This is a genomic window from Superficieibacter electus, assembly GCF_002915575.1.
GTDB lineage: Bacteria > Pseudomonadota > Gammaproteobacteria > Enterobacterales > Enterobacteriaceae > Superficieibacter > Superficieibacter electus.
This window is the reverse complement of the sequence record NZ_PQGD01000006.1, coordinates 169,536-191,554: the sequence shown is the minus strand read 5'-3', so window position 1 is coordinate 191,554 and position 22,019 is coordinate 169,536. Positions and strand designations below refer to the sequence as shown.

The following is a 22,019-nucleotide window of genomic DNA, read 5'->3' as shown; positions in this document are numbered from 1 at the left end:
ATTATTCCGCATCCCACCATTCTCCTTGCAGATACCCTTCGAGCGTATCATGCGGCTGCGTTCCGGTACGCGTCACTTCCACCCAGCTATTTTTATCGACAAAGGTAAACTGCTCTTCCGGCAACGCATCGCGCAAGGCCCTGCTCATCAGCGCTTGCCAAAATTGCAACGTGTCGCCATCTTCACAGTATCCCGGGCCAATAAAGTAATAGTCAAAAGGATCGGTGTCATCGCTTAAAAACTCGCCACGGTCAATATAGCCTGTATCGACCGAGGGACGATCGTCTTCACAAAGATATTCCCCGCCGCGAAATATCCACGGTTCGCCGTTGGCGACCGCAAATACCACATCTTTTTGCAGTTGCGCATACTCTTCAGGCCGCGTTGTTTTCCATTCTGGCGTACCGACGTATTTTTCCACCCAGTCGGCGGCGGTGATTAGCTCTGCGGGTGCCAGTAGCCTGAAAACCGGTTGCTGCCGATCGGTTTTAACAACCTGCCAGCTTCGGCCATCATGAGCCAGATTGAGATAAAAATCCGGTAAGGTGATGCCGAGACGGGCCTCTGCGCTGGCGATTTCAGCGCTCGAAAACGGCTTGTTGGTTAGCGTTGTCGTCAGCCCGGCCTGATACGGTGCCAACTGGTCGGTCACATCACGCCAGAGGGAGAAAAAGTCGGCCAACGAACGACCAGCAGACATGGTTTGACGCGTAAAGCTATTGGGTAACAGCACTCCGCCACCGGTGATGGGCCAGGTAACGCCATTGGTCATGACCGCATCCCCTGAGAGGCGATAGGGGACCGGCTCGGTAACGGGCGGCAGGACGACATAATTTTTTTTTGCCGATAGGTTAACCGCCAGCGTTAACGATTGACCATTGATATCAATACGCAGATTTTCTTCGATTTGATCGTCGGCAAGCTCATCAGTGATATAGCTTCCCGAAGGCTGAGGATTTCGGGTTTGATTAAGAAGGTAGCTAAACAGCGATTGACCGTTTTGCTGCTTGTGCCAGGCGGTACCTGCTGCAAGACAAATAATTAACAGGACGGCACCTGCAATCAGCGTTTTCGATACTTTTGTCATGTTATCAATTCCCTGTGATTAACGCGTGGCTGGCCGTTCAGCCTGACCACGCGCAATAATACCCGCTTTCCCGAGCGGATATTTTTGCTGGCGCTCACGATTGTTGCGCCATGCCGGAACATTACACCCGGCTTCCCCACAAGTCGTATTCGTCGGCGTTTTCGACTTTTACCCGCACCACGTCGCCCGGTTTGACGTTGGTTTCACCGTTGAGGTAAACCGCGCCGTCGATTTCCGGCGCGTCGGCCATACTGCGGCCAATCGCCCCTTCTTCATCGACTTCATCAATGATAACGAGGATTTCACGACCGACTTTCTCTTGCAGACGGCTGGCGGAGATCGCCTGTTGAAGCTGCATAAAGCGGTTCCAGCGTTCTTCTTTTACCTCTTCCGGTATCTGGTCCGGCAACTCGTTGGCACCCGCGCCTTCAACCGGGCTGTATTTGAAGCAGCCAACGCGATCCAGACGGGCTTCCTGGAGGAAATCCAGCAGCATCTGGAAATCTTCTTCTGTTTCACCCGGGAAGCCGACGATAAACGTTGAGCGCAGGGTCAGCTCTGGACAGATTTCACGCCATTGCTTAATGCGCGCCAGTTGGCGGTCAACGGAGCCAGGACGTTTCATGAGCTTGAGAATGCGCGGGCTGGCATGCTGCAACGGAATATCGAGATAGGGCAGAATTTTGCCTTCTGCCATCAACGGGATCACATCATCTACATGCGGATAAGGATACACGTAGTGCAGACGCGTCCAGATGCCGAGTTTTGAAAGCTGCTCGCACAGGCTGACCATGCTGGTTTTAACCGGCTCGCCGTTGTAAAAACCAGTACGGTGCTTCACATCCACACCGTAGGCCGAGGTATCCTGCGAAATGACCAGAATTTCTTTTACCCCGGCATCCACCAGACGTTTCGCCTCACTTAAAACGTCGCCAATAGGGCGGCTGACCAGATCGCCACGCATGGAAGGAATAATGCAGAAGGTGCAGCGATGGTTGCAGCCTTCAGATATCTTCAGATAAGCATAATGACGCGGCGTCAGTTTCACACCCTGTTCCGGTACCAGGCTCAGGAACGGATTGTGTTTTGGCTTTGGTACATAGTGGTGAACGTGTTGCAATACCTGCTCGTAACTGTGTGGGCCAGTAATCTCAAGCACTTTAGGATGCACTTCGCGGATTTGATCTTCTTTAGCTCCCAGACAACCTGTCACAATGACCTTGCCATTTTCATTCAGCGCTTCGCCAATCGCTTCCAGCGACTCCTGGACCGCACTGTCAATGAAACCACAGGTATTGACAATGACCATGTCGGCATCGTCATAACGTGGTACGACATCATAACCTTCGGTGCGCAACTCGGTCAGGATACGTTCTGAATCGACAAGGTTTTTTGGGCAGCCGAGGCTGACGAAGCCGATTTTTGGCTGGGATGTTACATTGCTCATAGTATAAAAAGTGTTCTAATCTGGAAGTGGTTAGGGCAAGGATTCTACAGAGATTATACGAAAATTTGTACTGGTATCTCTGCCTGCTCCCTGTTCATGGAAAATAGCGGGAGGTTGGGAGTTAAATTAACAGCCAGGGGCGGACATAAAATTTGCCGGCCCCGTGGTTAATGGTCTACCCGTAAGCCAGCATAACCTGGCTTACCAGAACTGGAAGGCTAATTACTCTGGTATCTTACTGATTTCAGCTTCCTTGATGGTAATGGATTGTCTTGCCGGTTGCAGGTCTGAGCTGGTATCAATGTCCGCGTTTTGCTGTCTGTCCTTAACGTCATCGCCGGGCTTGCAGGCGCGATTCTTCTTCATATTAATGACAGCATCACAGACCAGCCAGATAAGAGCAATAATACAAACGATTAAATCTCCCCACTTAACGGGAGGTCTTTCGCCACTAACACTGGGTCCCCAAAAGCTGAAAACAAAACGGCCGCCGATCATGCCGAGGGGAATGGCATACGTTATAATGGTAAAAACATCAATAGGTTTACCTCGACAGGTTATTACCCTTTTGTCTTTACTGAACAGATAACTATTTGAAATCGTCGCGCCGACTATTGATACATAAGAAATGGTAGTCGTAAAATTGTTACCGAAATAATTGGCTAACCAATAAGTTATAATCAATGAGGTAATGAATATAAATGAAAGTAATAGAGGATTTTTCAAAATAAGAATGCCTTAGGTAAAGGATATTATTTAAAGTGTTTTATCCTTTTTACAGAAAAACAGCAAGTGAAAATTACTGGCATATGCTCTTTGAAACAGGTTATAGCTATAAAAGTGACAGTAGCGGATAAGGTATATGCCATCAGGAAATAACACCTACTAAAATAGATGGGTGGTTTGCGCTTGACAATGTTGTGGGGGCGAAATAGTCGTAACCTCACTTTATAATTAAAACCGCGATACTGTTATCGTTTTTCTGACAAGACAAATTTAAGTTAAATACCATTATATTTGATTGAGAATATACCACGTTAAATAACTTAATATCTAAAACAGGAAGATTTTATAGCTTAACGTTTCCTGATTGTGGTCAGATAATCAGTTGCCGAGGATCTTTTTTTACTTTGTGCTAACGCACAAGACGTGAGTGTTTCTCCTCTCTACTTTCCATTTTTCAAAGAGTCGTTATTACTCGGAGTAAAAAATGTTTTGTATTCTGGTTTATTGACCTGGCGCACGATCATGTACAAAAAATAGGCACATACTATACCATGCCCGTAGCTGAAAAAGGAGGAAAAAGCATGTCGTTCGACAGACTCCATCACAGCCTGCTGGATAAGCTTATTGATGCTCGTATTGAGATCGATACTTATCTGCAACTTCGCAAGGCAAAAGGCTATATGACTGTGAGCGAAAGCCATGCTTTACGCGATAGCCTGTTTACGCTTTGTGCTGAACTGCGGCAGAACGCGCCGCAGCTAAAGAGGAATTGTGCCCCCCAGGAATTTGAGGCGCTGCGTCACGCCGGGGAATCCATCGCCAAAGCCGCCGTGTGCCTGATGAGCGGTCATCATGATAGCCCCCAGTACGTGACTGTTGATACCCATAAGCTGAGCGGTTGCCTGGCAACCTTAACCCACAGCATTCAATGCCTGCGCAACACAGCGCCTTTGACGCAGGCTTGACCCCCGGGGGAGGCTGCTCCCCCGTTTTCATTAAGTTTTTGTAAATATACCCGCATCACCGGGCCTGCTGGCTAACCTTATCTGATAACGCCCATAAGGAGCCTGCCATGCGACGACTTGCGACCCTCTCCGTTTTCAGTTCGCTATTCTTTGTCTCTCCGCTGTATGCCGAAGCGCTAAAGGTGGAGGTTTTACAGAATAAGCTGGATCATCCCTGGTCGATGGCGTTTTTGCCCGGCGATAGTGGTATGTTGATCACCCAGCGGGGAGGCCAACTTCTCCACTGGCAGCAGGGTAAAGGACTCTCCGATCCGATTACCGGCGTGCCCCGGGTGTGGGCTAACGGACAGGGAGGCCTGCTGGATGTGGTACTGGCCCCCGATTTTGCCAGTTCCCGCCGCGTCTGGCTGAGCTATGCAGAGGCGGGGCAGGATGGCAAAGCAGGAACGGTGGTGGGCTATGGCCGTCTGAATGACGATCTGACCCGGCTGGAGGGCTTCCAGGTGGTCTTCCGTCAGATGCCAAAACTCTCTACTGGTAACCACTTCGGTGGCCGTCTGGTCTTTGATGGCAAAGGTTATCTCTATATCGCGCTTGGAGAAAATAATCAGCGTCCTACCGCACAGGATCTCGATAAGCTTCAGGGAAAGGTGGTCCGTCTGACCGAGCAGGGCAAAATTCCCGACGACAATCCGTTTGTCAACCGCCAGGGGGCACGACCGGAAATCTGGTCTTACGGAATCCGTAATCCACAGGGCATGGCGATGAACCCGTGGAGCAACGCGCTGTGGCTAAATGAGCATGGTCCGCGCGGCGGTGACGAAATCAATATTCCCGAAAAAGGCAAAAACTACGGCTGGCCGCTGGCAACGTGGGGGATTAACTATAGCGGCTTAGCGATTCCGGAGGCTAAAGGAGAAATTGTGGCGGGAACTGAGCAGCCGGTATATTACTGGAAAAAATCACCTGCCATCAGCGGCATGGCATTTTATAACGCTGACACTTTCCCGCAGTGGAAAAATAAAGTCTTTATTGGTGCGCTAAAGGATCAGGATATCATTATGATGAGTGTTAACGGCAATAAAGTGACTGAAGATGGCCGCATTCTGGGCGATAAAAAGCAGCGAATTCGCGACGTTCGTGTTGGTCCGGACGGCTATCTGTATGTGCTGACTGACGAGTCAGAAGGCGAACTATGGAAAGTTAGCCCCGCCGGTTAAAACGGGGCAAACGGATTAGCGCATTACGCGCCGCAGGATGCGGTTTGATTGCGATTCAAACTCGGTAACGGCTTCTTCAACAGACGCTTTACCATAGTCGATTTTTTCCCGCGCTGCGGTGAACTGCGCCAGGAACTGGACGTCTTCCAGGTAAGGCGAGGCTTTGGAGGCATTGGGCAGGTCAAAGGACTGTAGCAATCCGCTTATCACCGGATCGCTATCGGAAAGAATGCCTTTATCGCGCAGGGCCTTATCGGCCACTTTGCTCAACGGCGCACCGCGCTCAAGCCCGGCTGGTATAACCCCTGCGGGATCGTTGACCAAAAAATTCAGCAGCATTGCGGCTTCTTTAGGATGCTTTGTTGTACGGCCAATGGAGTACATCAGCGCCGTTTTCTGGAATTGTCCCGCATCCTTAGCGCCTGGCAGCATGGGGTAAGGGCCTACAACCAGATTGGACGGCGTCTTGAGGTTTTGTGACTCCGCAGGGTACAGCGCATTCCAGCTGTACAGCCCGGCCCACTCGCCGTTAATCCAGGGCTTCATTTCATAGTTAACCCCTTTGCCAAACGAAGCCATGTATTTAGCGTCAGGAATAACATGGTTATCGACGAGCTTTTTATAGAAGGTAAAGGCTTCAACCCACTCTTCATGGGTCCAGGCCAGTTTACGAGCCTTCTCATCGAGTATCGGTTTCTGGTACTTCTGGTACATATAAGAACGCAGCAATAACAGACCATCCTGTTCGCCAAGAATTAACGGGAAGTAGTTATCGCCCAGTTTTTCTTTAAACTGTAACCCCGCCTGCATAAGCTGATCCCAGTTTTGCGGGTACGCGACGCCAGCTTTTTTCCAGGTTTCAGCGTTATAAAAAAACAGCATGACGTTGGTAGAAAGGGGAATCGCGTTGACTTTATTATTTACCGTCGTCGTCGAGAGCGATTGTGGTGAAAACTGGCCGAGATCCAATGTATCTTTGACCAGATTAAGATCGTAAAAGCCATCGCCTTTTTTCGACAAGATTGTTAGCCAGTTCCAGTTAGTCTGGATCACGTCTGCTTCTGTTCCGCTATTAATTTGCGTGGTCAGGCGTGAGTAATAACCATCCCAGCCGGTATATTCCGCTTTGACTGATATATCCGGATATTTTGCTTCAAACGCTTTCAGCGCCTCAAGGGTCGCCATATTACGCACTTTACCGCCCCACCATGAGAAACGCAGCTCGACTTTATCCGCACTCCAGGCAGGGGCAATCAGGCTTGCGCCACAGCAGCAAGCGAGAAGTAAGGGTAAGATTTTTTTCATGTTATTTTTCTCCGTAACGCAATTTATGAAAATCGGTCAGCTGCTTGACGTAGCGCATCTCCTGCTCGCACCAGGGGGTTCCTTCCGGCGTCAGAACATCGTGAAACCATAACGATTGCGGGTCGGGATGGGCTTTATTAATACCCGGCCAGGGTATCCAGGTTTGCGTTTTTCCCTGCACCAGCCCCCATTGATAACAGCCGGTTTCAAACGCGCTGAACAATGGAAGCTGCTCGCTGAAATGACAATCAACATGGCGGGCAAGCCATTCAGTGCATAATACCGGGCGGCGGCGCTGTGCCAGCATAGCCAGCACCTCTAGCTGTCGCGCAGCGGTGTTGTAATTGTGGTAGCTAATGACATCCGATAACGCCAGCGCCGCAACATCGATAGGATGACCGAGGGTGCCGTATTGATCGTGATCGATATGCCACGCGCCGACGGTCAGTGGCTGGCTTGGGCCGACATCACGTGCCCAGCGAAAAGCGGAGGTCATCAGCGTCAGGGCATACTCTTCCAGCGCCTCACCAATTTCCATGGAGTCTGTTGCAGAAACGTTGACGCCCCGATTACCCGGCTCGTTGTATAAATCCCAGATGGCAATTCGCTTATCCGTAGCAAAATGGCCAATAATATCGCGCACGTAGGCTTCTATATCTGGCCATCGGGAAGTATCCATAACCCGTTTACGCCCCGGGCTGGCTGCCGCCTGGCTGTTATGAACACCCGGTCGCGGAGGCTTTTGTGGTCCAATGAAAGGTTCATCACCGGAGAAACCGCAGTCATCCATTAAGGTCAGCATGACGTTAATATGATGATGTGCGGCAATGGATAAAAAGGCGTCAATGCGTGCCAGAAGACCGTCGCGATCGTGTTCCCAGACGATAAAAGGCAGGTTCGTACGTAGCGCGTAATAGCCGTAATGACTGGCCCAGCCCAGCTCCAGGTCAATAGTGTGAGGATCGAAGGTATCGGCTTGCCACATCTCCGTCCAGTTAACGGCGGTTTGTGGCAAATAGTTAAAACCGCAGGCCCAGCCAGTATGCTGGTACCATTCCTGCGCCTGCGCTTCATTCCACTGAATATGCATAGCTAATCCCTTTAGGTAATAACATTAGCTAATTTTTATTAAACGAAGCGCGAGTGCAATCATTAACAACAAAAACTGTAAGGGTGTTCACAAAAAGAGCGGTGTACAGCGTCTGTCTGCACACCCGGAAGATCAGGTGACGGGGATCATGACCACGTCTCGCCAGGCCTGGCGCTCCGCCAGTTGCTGATACCAGCGCTCAAGATGGGGGTGAGACTGCCACGGGTCAACGGCGTTAAACAGGTTATAAACAAAGGGTCCGACGGCAATATCCCCGAGACCAAACTGCTGGCCTGAAAGCCACGGCTGGGTTGCCAGCGTTTCATCAAGTAAAGTAAACAGCGCTTCGCAGGTTTTAATACCTTCATTAATGGCCTGATGATCGCGTTTTTCCACTGGCGTTCTCACCAGTCCCATCAGGATAACCCTGTGTGCCGGAGAAAGCGTGCCGTTAGCCCAATCCATCCATTTGTCACCCTGCGCACGCTCAGCGGGTGAGTCAAGCCACAGCCGGTTTTGCCCGTATTGGGCGGCGAGATAACGAACAATACTGTTCGACTCCCACAAGATCAGGCCCGTTTCATCATCGCGTAACAGCGGAACGAGACCATTAGGATTCATCGCCAGGTAGTCGGCGTCATGGTTAATACCATACTCAAGCCCGGCAAGGATTTGCTGGTAGGGAAGCTCCAGCTCCTCCAGGGTCAGGCGCACTTTTTTTACGTTTGTTGAATTATTTCTGCCCCATAGCGTAATCATAAATACCTGCCTTCAAGTGGGTGTGAATGGAGTTTGTTATGACTGATGTTGAAATAAAGTAAACTTTCAGACAACCGGGATCAAAAAAATCGTACTCGCCTCTGCATGAGCAGGTGAGATTGCGTAAGCTTTCTAAACCTGACTCGCTCGGTGTATGCTTGAAAAAATCGGTAAGTTACTCCCTGGCAGGTGTAACAGCATGTTATGTTGGTGTGATTTTAAAAGGACATTTGGGTGGCATTTATGACGCGTTCCGCTTTTTCTCTTCGCGGCCTTATGGCTGGCTCGACTCTGTTACTTGTTGTTTCCCCCGCGCTCCTGGCTGCAGAACAACTTCCTTCTGCGCCTGCGCTTGATGCGCGCGCGTGGATATTAATGGATTACGCCAGTGGTAAAGTGCTTGCTGAGAGCAACGCCGATCAGCAGCTCGATCCGGCAAGCTTAACGAAAATAATGACCAGCTATGTGACCGGTCAGGCGCTCAAGGCAGGTAAGATCAAGCTCACTGATATGGTGACGATTGGTAAAGATGCCTGGGCGACCGGTAACCCGGCGCTGCGTGGATCGTCGCTGATGTTCCTGAAACCCGGCGATCAGGTCTCGGTTGAGGATCTGAACAAAGGCGTCATTATTCAGTCGGGTAATGATGCCAGTATTGCAATAGCCGATCACGTGGCGGGCAGTCAGGATTCATTCATTAGTTTGATGAATAACTACGCGCAGAAGCTGGGACTGACCAATACGACTTTCAAAACGGTTCATGGTCTGGATGCGCCGGGGCAGTTCAGTACCGCGCGTGATATGGCGCTACTGACCAAGGCGATGATCCACGACGTGCCGGATGAGTACGCCATCCATAAAGAAAAAGAATATACCTTCAACAAAATCCGCCAGCCAAACCGTAACCGGCTGCTGTGGAGTACCAGCCTCAATGCCGACGGGGTGAAAACCGGGACGACGGCGGGTGCAGGTTATAATCTGGTCGCCTCCGCCACCCAGGGCGATATGCGCCTGATTTCAGTGGTGCTCGGCACCAAAACCGACCGTATTCGTTTCAATGAGTCGGAAAAGCTGCTGAGCTGGGGCTTCCGCTTTTATGAAACCGTCACCCCGATCAAACCCAACGCCGCGTTTGTCAATCAGCGGGTCTGGTTCGGTGATACCAGTGAAGTGAAACTGGGCGCGGGTGAGGCGGGGTCAGTGACCATTCCGCGCGGTCAGCTTAAAAATCTGAAAGCCAGCTATAACCTGAATCAGCCGCAGCTTACCGCACCGCTGGCGAAGGGGCAGGTGGTGGGAACCATTGATTTTCAGCTTAACAATAAAACCATTGAGCAGCGTCCGCTTATCGTGATGGAAGCGGTAGAAGAGGGCGGATTCTTCAGCCGCATGTGGGATTACGTCCTCATGAAATTCCATGAGTGGTTTGGCGGCTGGTTCTCCTGATTCAGTAAAGCAGATCGATTGACTGCGCTTTTGCCAGCGCAGTCAGCGCATCATCGGGACGACGGTCGCTGATGATGGCGTCAAAGCAGGTGAGTTCGCCCATCCGCGCCGGACGCACTTTACCAAATTTACTGTGATCGACCACCAGCACATGATAGCGCGCATGACGCATTGCCCACTGCTTGACCGGTAGCTCATCAAGGTTAAAACAGGTCGCCCCATGCTGAGGATCGACGCCGGCGGCAGAATAAAAGGCGATGTCCGGGCTGAGATGGCCCAGCGTCTCCTGGAGGGTTAATGGCTTGAAGATGGCGTTGCTGGCGTGAAACTCACCGCCACAAAGGATCACCCGGCACAGCGGCTTTTCCTGAAGAGCGAGAAATGTGTTAAGCGAGTAGCATACGCCGGTGAAGGGCAGGTCGCGGCTGATGGCTTCGATAATCCACGGCGTCGTGGTCCCGCAATCAAAAAACGCCATCTGGTGCGCTTTGAGCAATGTGGCCGCCAGATGCGCCGCCTTACGTTTTTCTTCGACCAGTCGCGTTTCCTGATCGCTAATCAGGTAATGACTGGCCCCGCGTGGCTCAAGCACGACATAACCGCCAAGCAGCACTACCGGTCCGCCGTGACTGTTAAGATCGCGACGCACCGTCATCTCTGATACGTCAAGCAGCGCGGCCGCCTCTTTCAGATGCAGTTTGTCGCTGCGTTTGAGTGCATGGATCAGTTTGCCAATCCGTTCGTCGCGTCGCGTTTCCATAATTCCCCGGCAGGTCTTGTTATAAGTCTGTAATATTACCTGCCTACGGGCGGCTAGTCACGTACCCACCCTTTGCGAATCGGCATTGAGAAGCACAGGCGATAGAGTTGCTGTAAGCGTTGATAAAGTCTATTACCGGCGAAGAGCCAGAGCATCTGTGCGGCCAGGCAACCGGTCATGGCAGCCAACAACCCACCCACCATATCCAGCGGCCAGTGAACCCCAAGATAAACGCGTGACCAGGCAATGGCACAGGCCATGATCAGCAGAACAGCACCCGACCACAGGCGATGCCAGAATAAGAATGCCAGCGCGAAGGTAAAGGCAATGGTGCCGTGATTGCTGGGAAAAGCATTATTGGCCTTATGCATCAAAAAGTTATAGCCAACCCCGGCGGTAAATGGACGCTCATGCGGGAAAAGCATACCGATAAACCAGGAAATCGTCAGGCTGAAGGCCATTGCCAGGGTTACTTTAATCACCAGCTTGCGCTGGGCGCAAACTTGTCCGTGTGGCCCCCATAGCCAGAGGGCAACGGCCATTAGCGGAACGAGTTTTATCAGATCGTCGGCAACCATGCGGGCCAGAGTCAGACTCCATTGCGGAGAGTCCGCAGTGGCATTAATAATATAAAACAGAGCGTAATTAATATTTTCCAGCATACATTCCATACTCGAGAAAAAGTGGCAATTCCAGCGCGGGGATAACCTTAAAAGTCCCTCGCGAAGCGGTAAAGCGGTTTTGTCTTAATCGGCTGTCCTGTTACGGATTTCTGACAAAAAAATTTCAGTAATGTGGCAGTGTTTTCTACTGTAATCCTGCAAGATTAAGCGAACCTTAAACAGCGCGGGATTCTCACGGGTCTGCTTTGCAGGCTATAATCCTTTCTCGCTTTTTTCGCACCTGGTTATCAAAGGTGCGTTTCCGTCATTAAGAGATTTCATGCAAAATCGTTTATCTTCCGGCAAACGCCTGGGTCGTCAGGCATTGCTGTTTCCGCTGTGTCTGGTGCTTTACGAATTTTCTACCTACATCGGCAACGACATGATCCAGCCGGGCATGCTGGCGGTGGTTGAGGAGTATCAGGCGGGTATTGAGTGGGTACCCACCTCAATGACTGCCTATATGGCAGGAGGAATGTTTATTCAGTGGCTTCTGGGACCGCTCTCTGACCGTCTCGGTCGCCGTCCGGTGATGCTGACCGGGGTGGTATGGTTTATCGTGACCTGCATGGCGACGTTGCTGGCGCAAAATATTGAACAATTTACCGTGCTGCGCTTTTTGCAGGGCATCAGCCTGTGCTTTATTGGCGCGGTGGGGTACGCCGCAATTCAGGAATCCTATGAAGAAGCGGTATGTATTAAGATCACTGCGCTGATGGCAAATGTAGCGTTGATTGCGCCTCTTTTCGGTCCACTTGCGGGAGCGGCGTGGGTTCATATTGCGCCGTGGGAAACGATGTTTGTCCTCTTCGCATTGCTCTCGGCGATTGCGTTTTTTGGTTTGCAGCGTGCGATGCCCGAAACTGCCACCCGCCTCGGTGAAAAATTGTCGCTACGTGAGTTGGGCCATGATTATAAGCTGGTGCTAAAAAATCCGCTCTTTGTGGCGGGCGCGCTGGCGACAGGGTTCGTCAGCCTGCCGCTGCTGGCCTGGATTGCGCAGTCACCGATCATTATTATTAGCGGCGAACATGCCAGCAGCTATGAATACGGCATTCTGCAAATTCCCATTTTTAGCGCCCTGATTATGGGCAATTTAGTGCTGGCACGGCTTACCTCGCGGCGTACCGTGCGCTCACTCATCATTACCGGTAGCTGGCCGATTATTGGCGGGCTACTGGTGTCCGCTGTGGCGACGGTGATCTCTTCACACGCTTATCTATGGATGACCCTGGGATTAAGCCTTTACGCTTTTGGCATTGGGCTGGCTAATGCCGGGCTGGTACGCCTGACGCTGTTTGCCAGCGAGGTCAGCAAAGGCACGGTCTCAGCGGCGATGGGCATGCTGCAAATGCTGATTTTCACCACCGGTATTGAGCTGAGTAAACATGCTTATCTGCTGGGCGGTAACGGGCTATTCAGCCTGTTTAACCTGGCGAGCGGTGCGCTGTACGGTGGGTTGATCATGTTTTTTCTGAGAAACAAAAAAACAGGCAATTCACAGTAATCGCCCGCCGTTAAAGGTGGTCATTGTGCCGGGTAAGGGGCGCTTACCCGGCAGTCAGGCGAGTTAGTTAAATGGCGCTTCGCGATTAAGTACTTTATCAATAATGCCTAATACGCCTTCATCATTGTTCAGCGGAGCCTCAAACCGGGCGACGGCTTTGACCACCTCGGAGGCGTTGGACATGGCAAAGCTAAACCCCGCCTGACGCAACATCTCAATGTCATTGCCGCTGTCACCAAAGGCAACGACGTCGCTATCATCAATGCCCCAGCGCGCCTGCAATATCCGCAGACCGTTCGCTTTATGCACGCCGGGAATGATCAAATCAATGCTGCCGTGCCCGGTGGTGACGGCAGTCATCATATCGCCGAGCGCGGTATGCAGAAGCTGCTGCATCTGTGGCACTAAGGTGTCCGGAACATTCAGGCCAAACTTAAGGAAGGTGTCGTCAAGATTATCAAAATTATCCACTTCCTCCAGACGGTGATAATAGCGGGCGGCAATCGCTTTAAACGCCTCATCGTACTGTTTGAGCGTATAGGCGCTGCTTTTCCCGCAGGCGATGATTTCAATATCGGTCAGTGTTTGCAGATGTTCAACTACCGCCTTAAAGTGCGCTTTCGACAGGCTGCAGTTGAAAACGTCTTCCTGGGCATCCACCACCCAGCCGCCGTTTTCAGCAACAAAAGCAATTTCATGGGCGATTTCCGGAAAAAAGGAGATGAGCTGATAGTACTGGTTGCCGCTGGCCACCACAAAGCGAATGCCCTGTTGTTTCATCCGTTGATACTGGGCCAGAAAACGCTCGCGATTATAAATTTTGGCATCGCTGAGAAAGGTGCCATCCATATCGACGGCGATAAGTTTGATGCTCATCATTGACTCTCCATAGCAGGGGTCGGTGAAGGTTTAGCGACCGCTCTGGCCACCGTGGCGGCAATCAGCACCATACTCAGCACCACTAACATCGCGCTGCGCAGGCCATAATGCTCGCCGAGGAAACCGAGCAGCGGTGGGCCGACCAGAAATGCCAGGTATGCGGTAATGGCCACAACGCTTACCCGCGTCGGCGCGTCTGGCCCGGTATCGCTGGCGGCGGAAATCGTCAGTGGAAAGCCCAGCGAGGCACCCAGACCCCACAGGAGCACCGAGACGCCGGCCACCCAGGCGTTGTCAACGAAGATAATCAGCGCGATTCCCAGTGCGCCCATCAGCGCGCTGGAACGCACCACCATTACCCGACTGTAACGGTCGATAAACCAGCCGCCGGTAAAGCGTCCGACCGTCATACCCAGGGTGAACCCGGCATACACCAGCGAGCCGGAGGTCGGGCTGAAGCCGTGTCCGTCTACCATTAACAGCGGTAGCCAGTCATTGGCAGAACCTTCCGCAAAGGCCATCGCCAGCACAATGAGACCAATCAGCAGAAGCTGGATATCGCGATAAAAGGGCAGCCCTTTCTCTCCTGAGGCTGCCTTATCGGCACTATTTTTCCCCGTGCCATCAGGAATCGCCTTGATGGCTATCATAATAGGCAGAATGGCAAACAGCGCGGCGGCCAGAATATGAAACGTTGCCGATACGCCGATTGCGGTTAGCGCCATCCCCACGCCGGCACCAGTCAGCGTACCGAAGCTGTAAAAGCCGTGCATCATTGGCAGCACGGTTTTATTCATTTCTTGCTCAACGGCCGCCCCTTCGACGTTAATCGCGACTTCGGCTGCACCAAAGCTGCCACCAAAAATCGCCAGCCCAAACGCAAAGCACAGTGCTGAGGAGAGTGATAGCGCTACGCTCAGCACCAGCATGCCCAGTACTGCACAGGACATCGTTGCGCGTATGACCTTACGCGTGCCAAAACGTTTAACCAGCCAGGCGGAAGAGAGAATACCGCTCATTGAGCCAATCGAAAGTCCGAACAGCACCGCGCCCATTTCGGCGGTGGAGACGGAGAGAATATCGCGGATGGCGGGCGTTCGCGTTGCCCAGGAGGCCATCAATAAACCGGGGATGAAGAAAAACATAAAAAGGGCCCAGGTACGTAATTGCAGGGCCTTGCGAGGCGTCATGGCTATTTTCCCTATGCACTAAACATTACCGCAGACAACACTAGCAACTCCGTGTACATTTGTACATAAACTGATTGCGAGGGATTTTAATGGCTCGTCCGCCCAACGATCCGCAGCGTCGGGAGAAAATTATTCAGGCGACGCTTACGACTATCGCGACTCACGGCATCAGCACGGTTACGCATCGAAAAATTGCCCATTGCGCGGGTGTTCCATTAGGATCGTTAACTTATTATTTTGCCGGGATAGATGCTTTGCTGGAGGAAGCATTCAGCGTTTTTACTGAACAGATGTCCGTTCAGTATCTGGCTTTTTTTCAGCAGGTGCAAAACCGTGAGCAGGCAATAGAAGCAATTACGGAACTGATCTTCAGCGCCCAGGTCACAACCGTCAGAAACATGGAGCTGATGTATCAGTTATATGCCTATATGAGTAAAAAACCGGCGCTGAAAGGAATCATGCAGAACTGGATGCGTCGCAGCCAGCAAACGCTGGAGCAGTGGTTTGAGCCAGTGACAGCCCGGGCGCTGGACGCTTTTATTGAAGGGATGACGTTACACGTTGTGATTGACCGCCAGCCGCTGACGCGTAACGAAATACGCTGCATGGTGGCACGGATTGCGGGTAGCGAATGAATTATGGGCAATAAAAAACCCATCAACCTTGAACCAAAACGGCGGGGTTGATGGGCTCCACAAATTGGGGACATCAAAGAAAAGCAGTGGCACTAATTATGACTAGCGCCCAAACGAAAAGTTCTGTGCGGTTGCAAAAAATTTTCGTTATTGTGCAAACTTCAGTTTTATCCTATGCCCGGCCAGATGATGATAATCAGGGTTCCTGCCAGCGTGAGCAGTACGTTAGCGATAGCATAGGTGCCCGCATAACCCAGCGCCGGAATATTACTGCGTGCGGTATCACTGATAATTTCCATGGCAGGAGCGCAGGTACGTGCGCCCATCATGGCACCAAACAGCAGTGCGCGATTCATACGCAGTACGTAAGCGCCAAATAAAAAGCAAATTACCACCGGGACGAGGCTGACAATTAGCCCGGCAATCAGCATTTGTCCGCCGACTGCGCCGAGACCATGACCAATGCCGCTCCCGGCGCTAAGGCCTACGCCTGCCATAAACACCATCAGACCAAATTCTTTCACCATTGTCAGCGCGCCCTGCGGTATATAGCCAAAGGTCGGATGGTTGGCACGCAGAAAACCGAGCATGATGCCGGCAAACAACAAGCCTGCGGCATTACCTACGCCAAAACTGAACGAGCTGAACTGGAACGTGATCATACCGATCATCAGACCGACAATGAAGAAAGCACAGAAAGCCAGCAGATCGGTTACCTGACTGTGAATCGAAATAAAGCCGATGCGGTCAGCGATGGTTTTTACGCGCCGGGCGTCGCCGCTCACCTGTAAAACATCGCCTTTATTCAACACCACGTTATCATCAATTGGCATTTCAATCTGGCTGCGGATCACCCGGTTCAAAAAACAGCCGTGATCCGTGAGTTTTAACTGCGCCAGCCGGCGGCCTACCGCATTATGGTTTTTGACAACAATCTCTTCGGTTACGATGCGCATGTCCAGCAGATCGCGGTCAAATACTTCCTTCCCGTTACGGAAGCTGGGATCGAGCCGGGCGTGGGCATCCGGATAACCAACCAGCGCTATCTCATCGCCCATTTGCAGTACCGCGTCGCCGTCCGGGTTTGCAAGAATACCGTTACGACGAATGCGCTCAATGTAGCAGCCCGTCTGACGATAAATCCCCAGCTCGCGCAGATTTTTTCCATCAGCCCATTCAACCAGTTCAGGCCCGACGCGATAAGCACGGATCACCGGCAGATACACTTTACGGTTTACATCAGCATCAAGGCCACGTTCACGGGCAATTTGCTGGGCGCTGGTCTGTAAATCCTGATGCTGTAGTTTGGGCAGATAGCGTGCGCCAAAAATCAGGCTGACCAGACCAATTAAATAGGTCAGCGCGTAGCCAAGGCTCAGGTTGTCGAGCGCCTGCGACAGTTGCCCTCCTTGCATGCCCGAATGGCGAAGGGTGTCCCCCGCACCAACCAGCACCGGAGTAGAGGTCATTGAGCCAGCCAGCATACCGGCCGTCAGGCCGATATCCCAGCCAAACAGCTTGCCTAACCCCAGGGCAATGAGCATAGCGCTACCGACCATTACTAACGCCAGCATTAAGTAATTTTTCCCGTCGCGAAAAAAAATGGAGAAAAAATTTGGCCCAGCTTCCACACCAACACAAAAAATAAACAACATAAAGCCGAGATTTAAGGCGTCTGTGTTAATACTGAAGTGCTGTTGTCCCAGTAATAATGAGACGACTAAAACGCCAATGGAATTACCGAGTTGTACCGAACCCAAGCGTAATTTACCCAGGCACAGGCCCAGTGCCAGGACAACAAATAATAACAGGATGTAATTCCCATTTAACAATTCTGCGACGTTTATATTCACGAAAGCTAACTTCTTGTTTACGAGTAACTTGTTGAAAGAAAAAGTGTTTTGGGCTACTGTTTTAACGCGGATTCATAAGACCAGTAAAAGTAACCCGCGTTGTTTATTACGTTGAAACAGGCCGTTAGTTTAATCGTTCCTGAATGTAACGGCTAGTAAGAATCGTACGTGCTCGCGTGGGCGCTTTTTTTGGCAGGGGATGCCGTAATGCTTTATCTGACCAGGTGCCAACAGAGGCTAAAAGTCGGTTTGATAGAGAAAGAGTCAGGAGGAACCTTTGAAGTCTGAACGGGGTTGGGCCGGCGTTATCTGCTGCTTTTTACTTTTTATTGTTGTGTGTCTTAGTCTGGCAATGAAAATGCACGGTGCGTTTCGCGACGCGGGTACCCCGGAACTGGGGTTATTGTTTTTTATCCTGCCAGGCGCAGTGGCCAGTTTTATGTCATCTCGTCAGCGCGTGTTACGCCCGCTGCTGGGGGCGATGCTGGCGGCTCCGTTATGCCTGGCCGTAATGCATCTGTTTTTTACATCTCAGCGTTCGCTCTGGCAGGAGCTGGCGTGGCTGTTGAGTGCGGTATTCTGGTGTGCGTTGGGAGCGCTGTGCTTTTTATTTATTAGCTCACTTCTGGAAAGTAAAGACAGGTAACGGTCTTTTGCTGGCGAGTAAATGACGGGAAGTTATACCCTATACTGGTATCGCTCCCCGCCTGTAGCTATGAGAGGGAGTGATTATTTCACTAACGCCAGACAGGAAAATGTAATGACGCCGACTATCGATCTTCTGCGTAGCCATCGCTCAATTCGCCATTTCACCGATCGCCTTATCACTGACGAACAGCGTCACGCTATCATCGCCAGCGCCCAGTCGGCCTCCAGTTCCAGCTTCTTGCAGTGCAGCTCGATTGTGCGGGTGACTGACCGCCAGATGCGGGAATCGCTGGTGACGCTGACCGGTGGCCAACGCCATGTCGCTGACGCCGCCGAGTTCTGGGTATTCTGTGCCGATTTCAACCGTAATCTGCAAATCTGCCCGGATGCGCAGCTCGGGCTTGCCGAACAGCTGTTATTGGGCGCGGTCGATACCGCGATGCTGGGGCAAAACGCCATGACGGCCGCTGAGTCGCTGGGGCTGGGTGGGGTGTATATCGGCGGCATCCGTAACAGTATTGAGGCGGTGACCGAACTGCTGCAACTGCCAAAATACGTGCTTCCGCTGTTTGGGCTGTGCCTTGGCTGGCCTGCGGACGACCCGGATGTCAAACCTCGCATGCCCGAAGCGATGCTGGTTCACGAAAACCACTATCAGCCGCTGGATGAATCAGTACTGGCACAGTACGATGAGGAACTGGCAAATTACTATTTACACCGCGGCAGCAACACGCGCCGTGATACCTGGAGCGATCATATTCGCCGTACCATCGTTAAAGAAAGTCGTCCTTTCATCCTTGACTATTTGCATAAACAGGGATGGGCAACCCGCTAAGAAGCGGTATCATAAGGCGGGTTTTCAGGTCTTCTCAGAGAGGTAAAGGGTGAAAATTGCCATTTTGTCCCGGGACGGAACGCTCTACTCCTGCAAACGTCTGCGTGAGGCCGCCATGCAGCGCGGCCATACGGTTGATATTCTCGATCCGCTCTCCTGCTATATGAATATTAATCCGTCGGTCTCTTCTATTCACTACAAAGGCCGTCGGTTACCGCATTTTGACGCGGTGATCCCGCGCATCGGGTCCGCCATCACGTTTTACGGCACAGCGGCACTGCGACAGTTCGAGTTGTTAGGCAGCTATCCGCTTAATGAGTCGGTCGCGATTGCCCGAGCGCGTGACAAGCTGCGCTCTATGCAACTGCTGGCGCGTAAAGGCATCGACCTTCCGTTGACCGGTATGGCCCATTCCCCTGATGACACCAGCGATTTAATCGAGATGGTGGGAGGTGCGCCGCTGGTGGTGAAACTGGTGGAAGGGACTCAGGGGATCGGCGTGGTGCTGGCAGAAACGCGCCAGGCAGCAGAAAGCGTTATTGATGCTTTTCGTGGTCTGAACGCACACATTCTGGTGCAGGAATACATCGCGGAAGCGAAAGGGCGGGATGTTCGCTGCCTGGTGGTCGGTAATAAAGTGGTGGCAGCCATTGAGCGTTGTGCAAAAGACGGAGATTTTCGCTCTAATCTGCACCGGGGCGGTGTGGCAAAAATTGCGACCATCAGCGAGCGTGAGCGGCAGATCGCCACCACGGCTGCCCAGACTCTGGGGCTTGATGTCGCCGGCGTGGATATCCTGCGCGCCACCCGTGGCCCGCTGGTCATGGAGGTGAATGCGTCCCCTGGTCTTGAAGGCATAGAAAAGACGACGGGCATCGACATTGCTGGCCGCATGATCCAGTGGATCGAGTGCCAGGCTACTCCGGAATACAGTCTGAAAATGGGCGGATAACGCATTTTCACCGTGTAGCATGGCATGCGCAGTGCTTTTTGCGTAAGCTATGGCGCTGATATTTTATTTCATGAGGTTGTACGCACTATGGATGCACTCGTCGTTCCGGGTCTGGATACGTTACGTCAATGGCTCGACGAACTGGGAATAAGCTTTTTCGAGTGTGATACCTGCCAGGCGTTGCACCTCCCGCATATGCAGAATTTCGACGGTATTTTTGACGCCAAGATCGATATTCTCGACAATATCATTCTGTTCTCCGCGCTGGCTGAAGTGAAGCCCTCCGCGCTGTTGCCGCTGGCCTGCGATTTGTCAGCCATTAATGCCAGCTCGCTGACGGTAAAAGCATTCCTGGATATTCAGGATGATAATCTGCCCAAGCTGGTGGTGTGTTACTCATTGCCGGCTGCGGTCGGGGTGACAAAAGCGCAGTTCGCATGGTTTCTCAGCCATAGCGAAGAGCAGATCTCGATGGTGATCCTTGAAGCGGGCGCAAACCAGCTCCTCTTCACCGCAGAAGAGGAAGAAACGGCGAAAGACGATATCCAGTACCATTCTCTTCACTAATCCTCTTACAGTAGTGCAGTCGCCGCCAGAGCCGCGGCGTATTGCCTGTTTTTATTCTGCCTTTAACCTCTTTTTAAAGAATTATTCACCTCGCTTTCCCGAGTTTTGCCTTATCCCATAGACAAAAACTGCATAAAAAATTGATAAACGGCGTTTTTTAATCTGGGCTATAGCCTCGCACTCTGGCTAAAGTTATTCTTGCCGGGCTTAAAATAGCGAGCAATGCTCCAGGGCGAGCCTTCTCAACTATTCTGCGTAGGCCGAGAAAATATGCATGAATCTTGCATATCCTGTAATGCATACATTTTTGTTCGTTTATTAACGAACGCTGAGAAGGAAAAGAGATATGACCGCCTTAAGTAAAAAATGGTTAACAGGTCTGGTTACGGGTGCGCTAATGGCCGTCTCTGCTGGCACGCTCGCAGCTGAACAAAAAACACTCCATGTCTACAACTGGTCTGACTATATTGCGCCGGATACGGTAGCCAACTTCGAAAAAGAAACTGGCATCAAAGTGGTGTATGACGTATTCGATTCCAATGAAGTGCTGGAAGGTAAACTGATGGCGGGCAGCACTGGTTTCGACCTGGTCGTGCCATCGGCCAGTTTCCTTGAACGTCAGCTCTCGGCGGGCGTATTTCAGCCGCTGGATAAAAGCAAGTTATCTAACTGGAAGAACCTCGACCCGGAACTTCTGAAACTGGTGGCGAAGCACGATCCCGAGAATAAATACGCGATGCCCTATATGTGGGCGACCACTGGCATCGGCTACAACGTGGACAAAGTGAAAGCTGCGCTCGGCAGCGATGCGCCAGTAAACAGCTGGGATCTGGTGATGAAACCGGAAAATCTGGCGAAGCTTAAGAGCTGTGGCGTTTCGTTCCTCGACGCGCCGGAAGAGATTTTTGCTACCGTGCTGAATTATCTCGGTAAAGACCCCAACAGCACTAAAGCCGATGATTATACCGGTCCTGCGACCGATCTGCTGCTGAAACTGCGGCCAAATATCCGTTACTTCCATTCCTCCCAGTACATTAACGATCTGGCAAATGGCGACACGTGTGTGGCTATCGGCTGGGCAGGCGATGTGCTGCAGGCCGCGAATCGCGCTAAAGAAGCGAAGAATGGCGTGAATATCGCGTATTCCATTCCGAAAGAAGGTGCGCTGGCGTTTTTTGATGTTTTTGCGATGCCAGCAGATGCCAAAAACAAAGATGAAGCGTATCAATTCCTTAATTATCTGATGCGCCCTGACGTTATTGCCCATGTCTCGGACCATATTTATTACGCCAGCGCCAACAAAGCGGCCACCTCTCTGGTGAGCGCCGAAGTGCGCAATAACCCCGGCATTTATCCGCCGGATGACGTACGTGCCAAAATGTTTACTCTGAACGTTCAGGAACCCAAAATTGATCGCGTGAGAACCCGCGCCTGGACAAAAGTGAAGAGCGGTAAATAACAGCAGCAGAACGTCTTGCCCGGCGAC

General features: G+C 51.7%; 21 protein-coding genes. 10 read left to right on the top strand and 11 right to left on the bottom strand.

Translation table 11 applies throughout. From position 1 onward, the window contains the following. Position 1: 1 nt before the first annotated feature. The 3 genes from CHU32_RS09140 to CHU32_RS09130 all read right to left on the bottom strand — a co-directional run bounded on the left by CHU32_RS09140 (position 2) and on the right by CHU32_RS09130 (position 3,260). Positions 2-1,087 carry an SMI1/KNR4 family protein gene (locus CHU32_RS09140; RefSeq protein ID WP_103675476.1) on the bottom strand — a complete coding sequence of 362 codons (1,086 nt, stop codon included), beginning with the start codon at positions 1,085-1,087 and terminating at the stop codon, positions 2-4. A 121-nt stretch (positions 1,088-1,208) separates the two neighbouring features. Then, on the bottom strand, positions 1,209-2,534 hold the full coding sequence (gene rimO, locus CHU32_RS09135) for a 30S ribosomal protein S12 methylthiotransferase RimO (RefSeq protein ID WP_103675475.1): 1,326 nt from the start codon (positions 2,532-2,534) through the stop codon (positions 1,209-1,211). A gap of 222 nt (positions 2,535-2,756) precedes the next feature. Beyond that, positions 2,757-3,260, bottom strand: coding sequence for a hypothetical protein (locus CHU32_RS09130; RefSeq protein WP_103675474.1), 504 nt, complete (start codon positions 3,258-3,260; stop codon positions 2,757-2,759). A gap of 581 nt (positions 3,261-3,841) precedes the next feature. Between CHU32_RS09130 and CHU32_RS09125 the strand changes: the two genes are divergently transcribed. After that, positions 3,842-4,225, top strand: a complete 384-nt coding sequence (locus tag CHU32_RS09125; protein ID WP_103675473.1) for a biofilm formation regulator BssR — start codon at positions 3,842-3,844, stop codon at positions 4,223-4,225. Positions 4,226-4,332: 107 nt separating this feature from the next. After that, the gene (locus CHU32_RS09120) at positions 4,333-5,445 is read left to right on the top strand and encodes a PQQ-dependent sugar dehydrogenase (RefSeq protein WP_103675472.1); all 1,113 of its coding nucleotides are present in this window, start codon (positions 4,333-4,335) and stop codon (positions 5,443-5,445) included. Positions 5,446-5,460: 15 nt separating this feature from the next. On the opposite strand, the gene CHU32_RS09115 is transcribed toward CHU32_RS09120, so the two are convergent. The 3 genes from CHU32_RS09115 to CHU32_RS09105 all read right to left on the bottom strand — a co-directional run bounded on the left by CHU32_RS09115 (position 5,461) and on the right by CHU32_RS09105 (position 8,599). Continuing rightward, complete coding sequence (locus CHU32_RS09115; protein ID WP_103675471.1) at positions 5,461-6,750, bottom strand: ABC transporter substrate-binding protein; 1,290 nt, start codon at positions 6,748-6,750, stop codon at positions 5,461-5,463. A gap of 1 nt (position 6,751) precedes the next feature. Beyond that, complete coding sequence (locus tag CHU32_RS09110; RefSeq protein WP_103675470.1) at positions 6,752-7,840, bottom strand: glycoside hydrolase 5 family protein; 1,089 nt, start codon at positions 7,838-7,840, stop codon at positions 6,752-6,754. A gap of 132 nt (positions 7,841-7,972) precedes the next feature. Then, entirely contained in the window at positions 7,973-8,599 is a 627-nt protein-coding gene (locus CHU32_RS09105; RefSeq protein WP_103675469.1) for a glutathione S-transferase family protein, read from the bottom strand. 243 nt (positions 8,600-8,842) lie between these two features. On the opposite strand from CHU32_RS09105, the gene dacC reads away from it, so the two are divergent. Then, complete coding sequence (dacC, locus tag CHU32_RS09100; protein ID WP_103675579.1) at positions 8,843-10,045, top strand: serine-type D-Ala-D-Ala carboxypeptidase; 1,203 nt, start codon at positions 8,843-8,845, stop codon at positions 10,043-10,045. A gap of 1 nt (position 10,046) precedes the next feature. Here the strand turns inward: dacC and deoR are convergent, their stop codons facing one another. Together deoR and ybjG are read right to left on the bottom strand one after the other, a co-directional pair. Next, on the bottom strand, positions 10,047-10,805 hold the full coding sequence (gene deoR / locus CHU32_RS09095; protein WP_103675468.1) for a DNA-binding transcriptional repressor DeoR: 759 nt from the start codon (positions 10,803-10,805) through the stop codon (positions 10,047-10,049). Between the two features lie 53 nt (positions 10,806-10,858). Further along, positions 10,859-11,467 (bottom strand): undecaprenyl-diphosphate phosphatase, encoded by a 609-nt coding sequence (ybjG, locus tag CHU32_RS09090; protein ID WP_103675578.1) that lies wholly within the window; start codon positions 11,465-11,467, stop codon positions 10,859-10,861. 280 nt (positions 11,468-11,747) lie between these two features. On the opposite strand from ybjG, the gene CHU32_RS09085 reads away from it, so the two are divergent. Beyond that, the gene (locus CHU32_RS09085) at positions 11,748-12,974 is read left to right on the top strand and encodes an MFS transporter (RefSeq protein WP_103675467.1); all 1,227 of its coding nucleotides are present in this window, start codon (positions 11,748-11,750) and stop codon (positions 12,972-12,974) included. 63 nt (positions 12,975-13,037) lie between these two features. Here CHU32_RS09085 and CHU32_RS09080 read toward each other — a convergent pair whose 3' ends face one another. Together CHU32_RS09080 and CHU32_RS09075 are read right to left on the bottom strand one after the other, a co-directional pair. Then, on the bottom strand, positions 13,038-13,850 hold the full coding sequence (locus CHU32_RS09080) for a Cof-type HAD-IIB family hydrolase (protein ID WP_103675577.1): 813 nt from the start codon (positions 13,848-13,850) through the stop codon (positions 13,038-13,040). After that, entirely contained in the window at positions 13,850-15,043 is a 1,194-nt protein-coding gene (locus CHU32_RS09075; RefSeq protein ID WP_103675466.1) for an MFS transporter, read from the bottom strand. The genes CHU32_RS09080 and CHU32_RS09075 overlap by 1 nt, the downstream gene beginning before the upstream one ends. Positions 15,044-15,132: 89 nt before the next feature. Here CHU32_RS09075 and CHU32_RS09070 point away from each other — a divergent pair, with 89 nt between their 5' ends. Then, positions 15,133-15,678 carry a TetR/AcrR family transcriptional regulator gene (locus CHU32_RS09070; RefSeq protein WP_103675465.1) on the top strand — a complete coding sequence of 182 codons (546 nt, stop codon included), beginning with the start codon at positions 15,133-15,135 and terminating at the stop codon, positions 15,676-15,678. A gap of 167 nt (positions 15,679-15,845) precedes the next feature. Here CHU32_RS09070 and CHU32_RS09065 read toward each other — a convergent pair whose 3' ends face one another. Continuing rightward, positions 15,846-17,531, bottom strand: coding sequence for an aspartate:alanine antiporter (locus CHU32_RS09065; RefSeq protein ID WP_103675464.1), 1,686 nt, complete (start codon positions 17,529-17,531; stop codon positions 15,846-15,848). Between the two features lie 277 nt (positions 17,532-17,808). Between CHU32_RS09065 and CHU32_RS09060 the strand changes: the two genes are divergently transcribed. From CHU32_RS09060 to potF, 5 genes are all read left to right on the top strand, one after another. Beyond that, positions 17,809-18,177 (top strand): inner membrane protein YbjM, encoded by a 369-nt coding sequence (locus CHU32_RS09060; protein WP_103675463.1) that lies wholly within the window; start codon positions 17,809-17,811, stop codon positions 18,175-18,177. A gap of 114 nt (positions 18,178-18,291) precedes the next feature. Next, the gene (nfsA, locus tag CHU32_RS09055) at positions 18,292-19,014 is read left to right on the top strand and encodes an oxygen-insensitive NADPH nitroreductase (protein ID WP_103675462.1); all 723 of its coding nucleotides are present in this window, start codon (positions 18,292-18,294) and stop codon (positions 19,012-19,014) included. Positions 19,015-19,063: 49 nt separating this feature from the next. Further along, positions 19,064-19,966, top strand: a complete 903-nt coding sequence (rimK, locus tag CHU32_RS09050; RefSeq protein WP_103675461.1) for a 30S ribosomal protein S6--L-glutamate ligase — start codon at positions 19,064-19,066, stop codon at positions 19,964-19,966. Positions 19,967-20,053: 87 nt separating this feature from the next. After that, on the top strand, positions 20,054-20,533 hold the full coding sequence (locus tag CHU32_RS09045) for a type III secretion system chaperone family protein (protein WP_103675576.1): 480 nt from the start codon (positions 20,054-20,056) through the stop codon (positions 20,531-20,533). Between the two features lie 346 nt (positions 20,534-20,879). Further along, entirely contained in the window at positions 20,880-21,992 is a 1,113-nt protein-coding gene (gene potF, locus CHU32_RS09040) for a spermidine/putrescine ABC transporter substrate-binding protein PotF (RefSeq protein WP_103675460.1), read from the top strand. Positions 21,993-22,019: the final 27 nt, after the last annotated feature.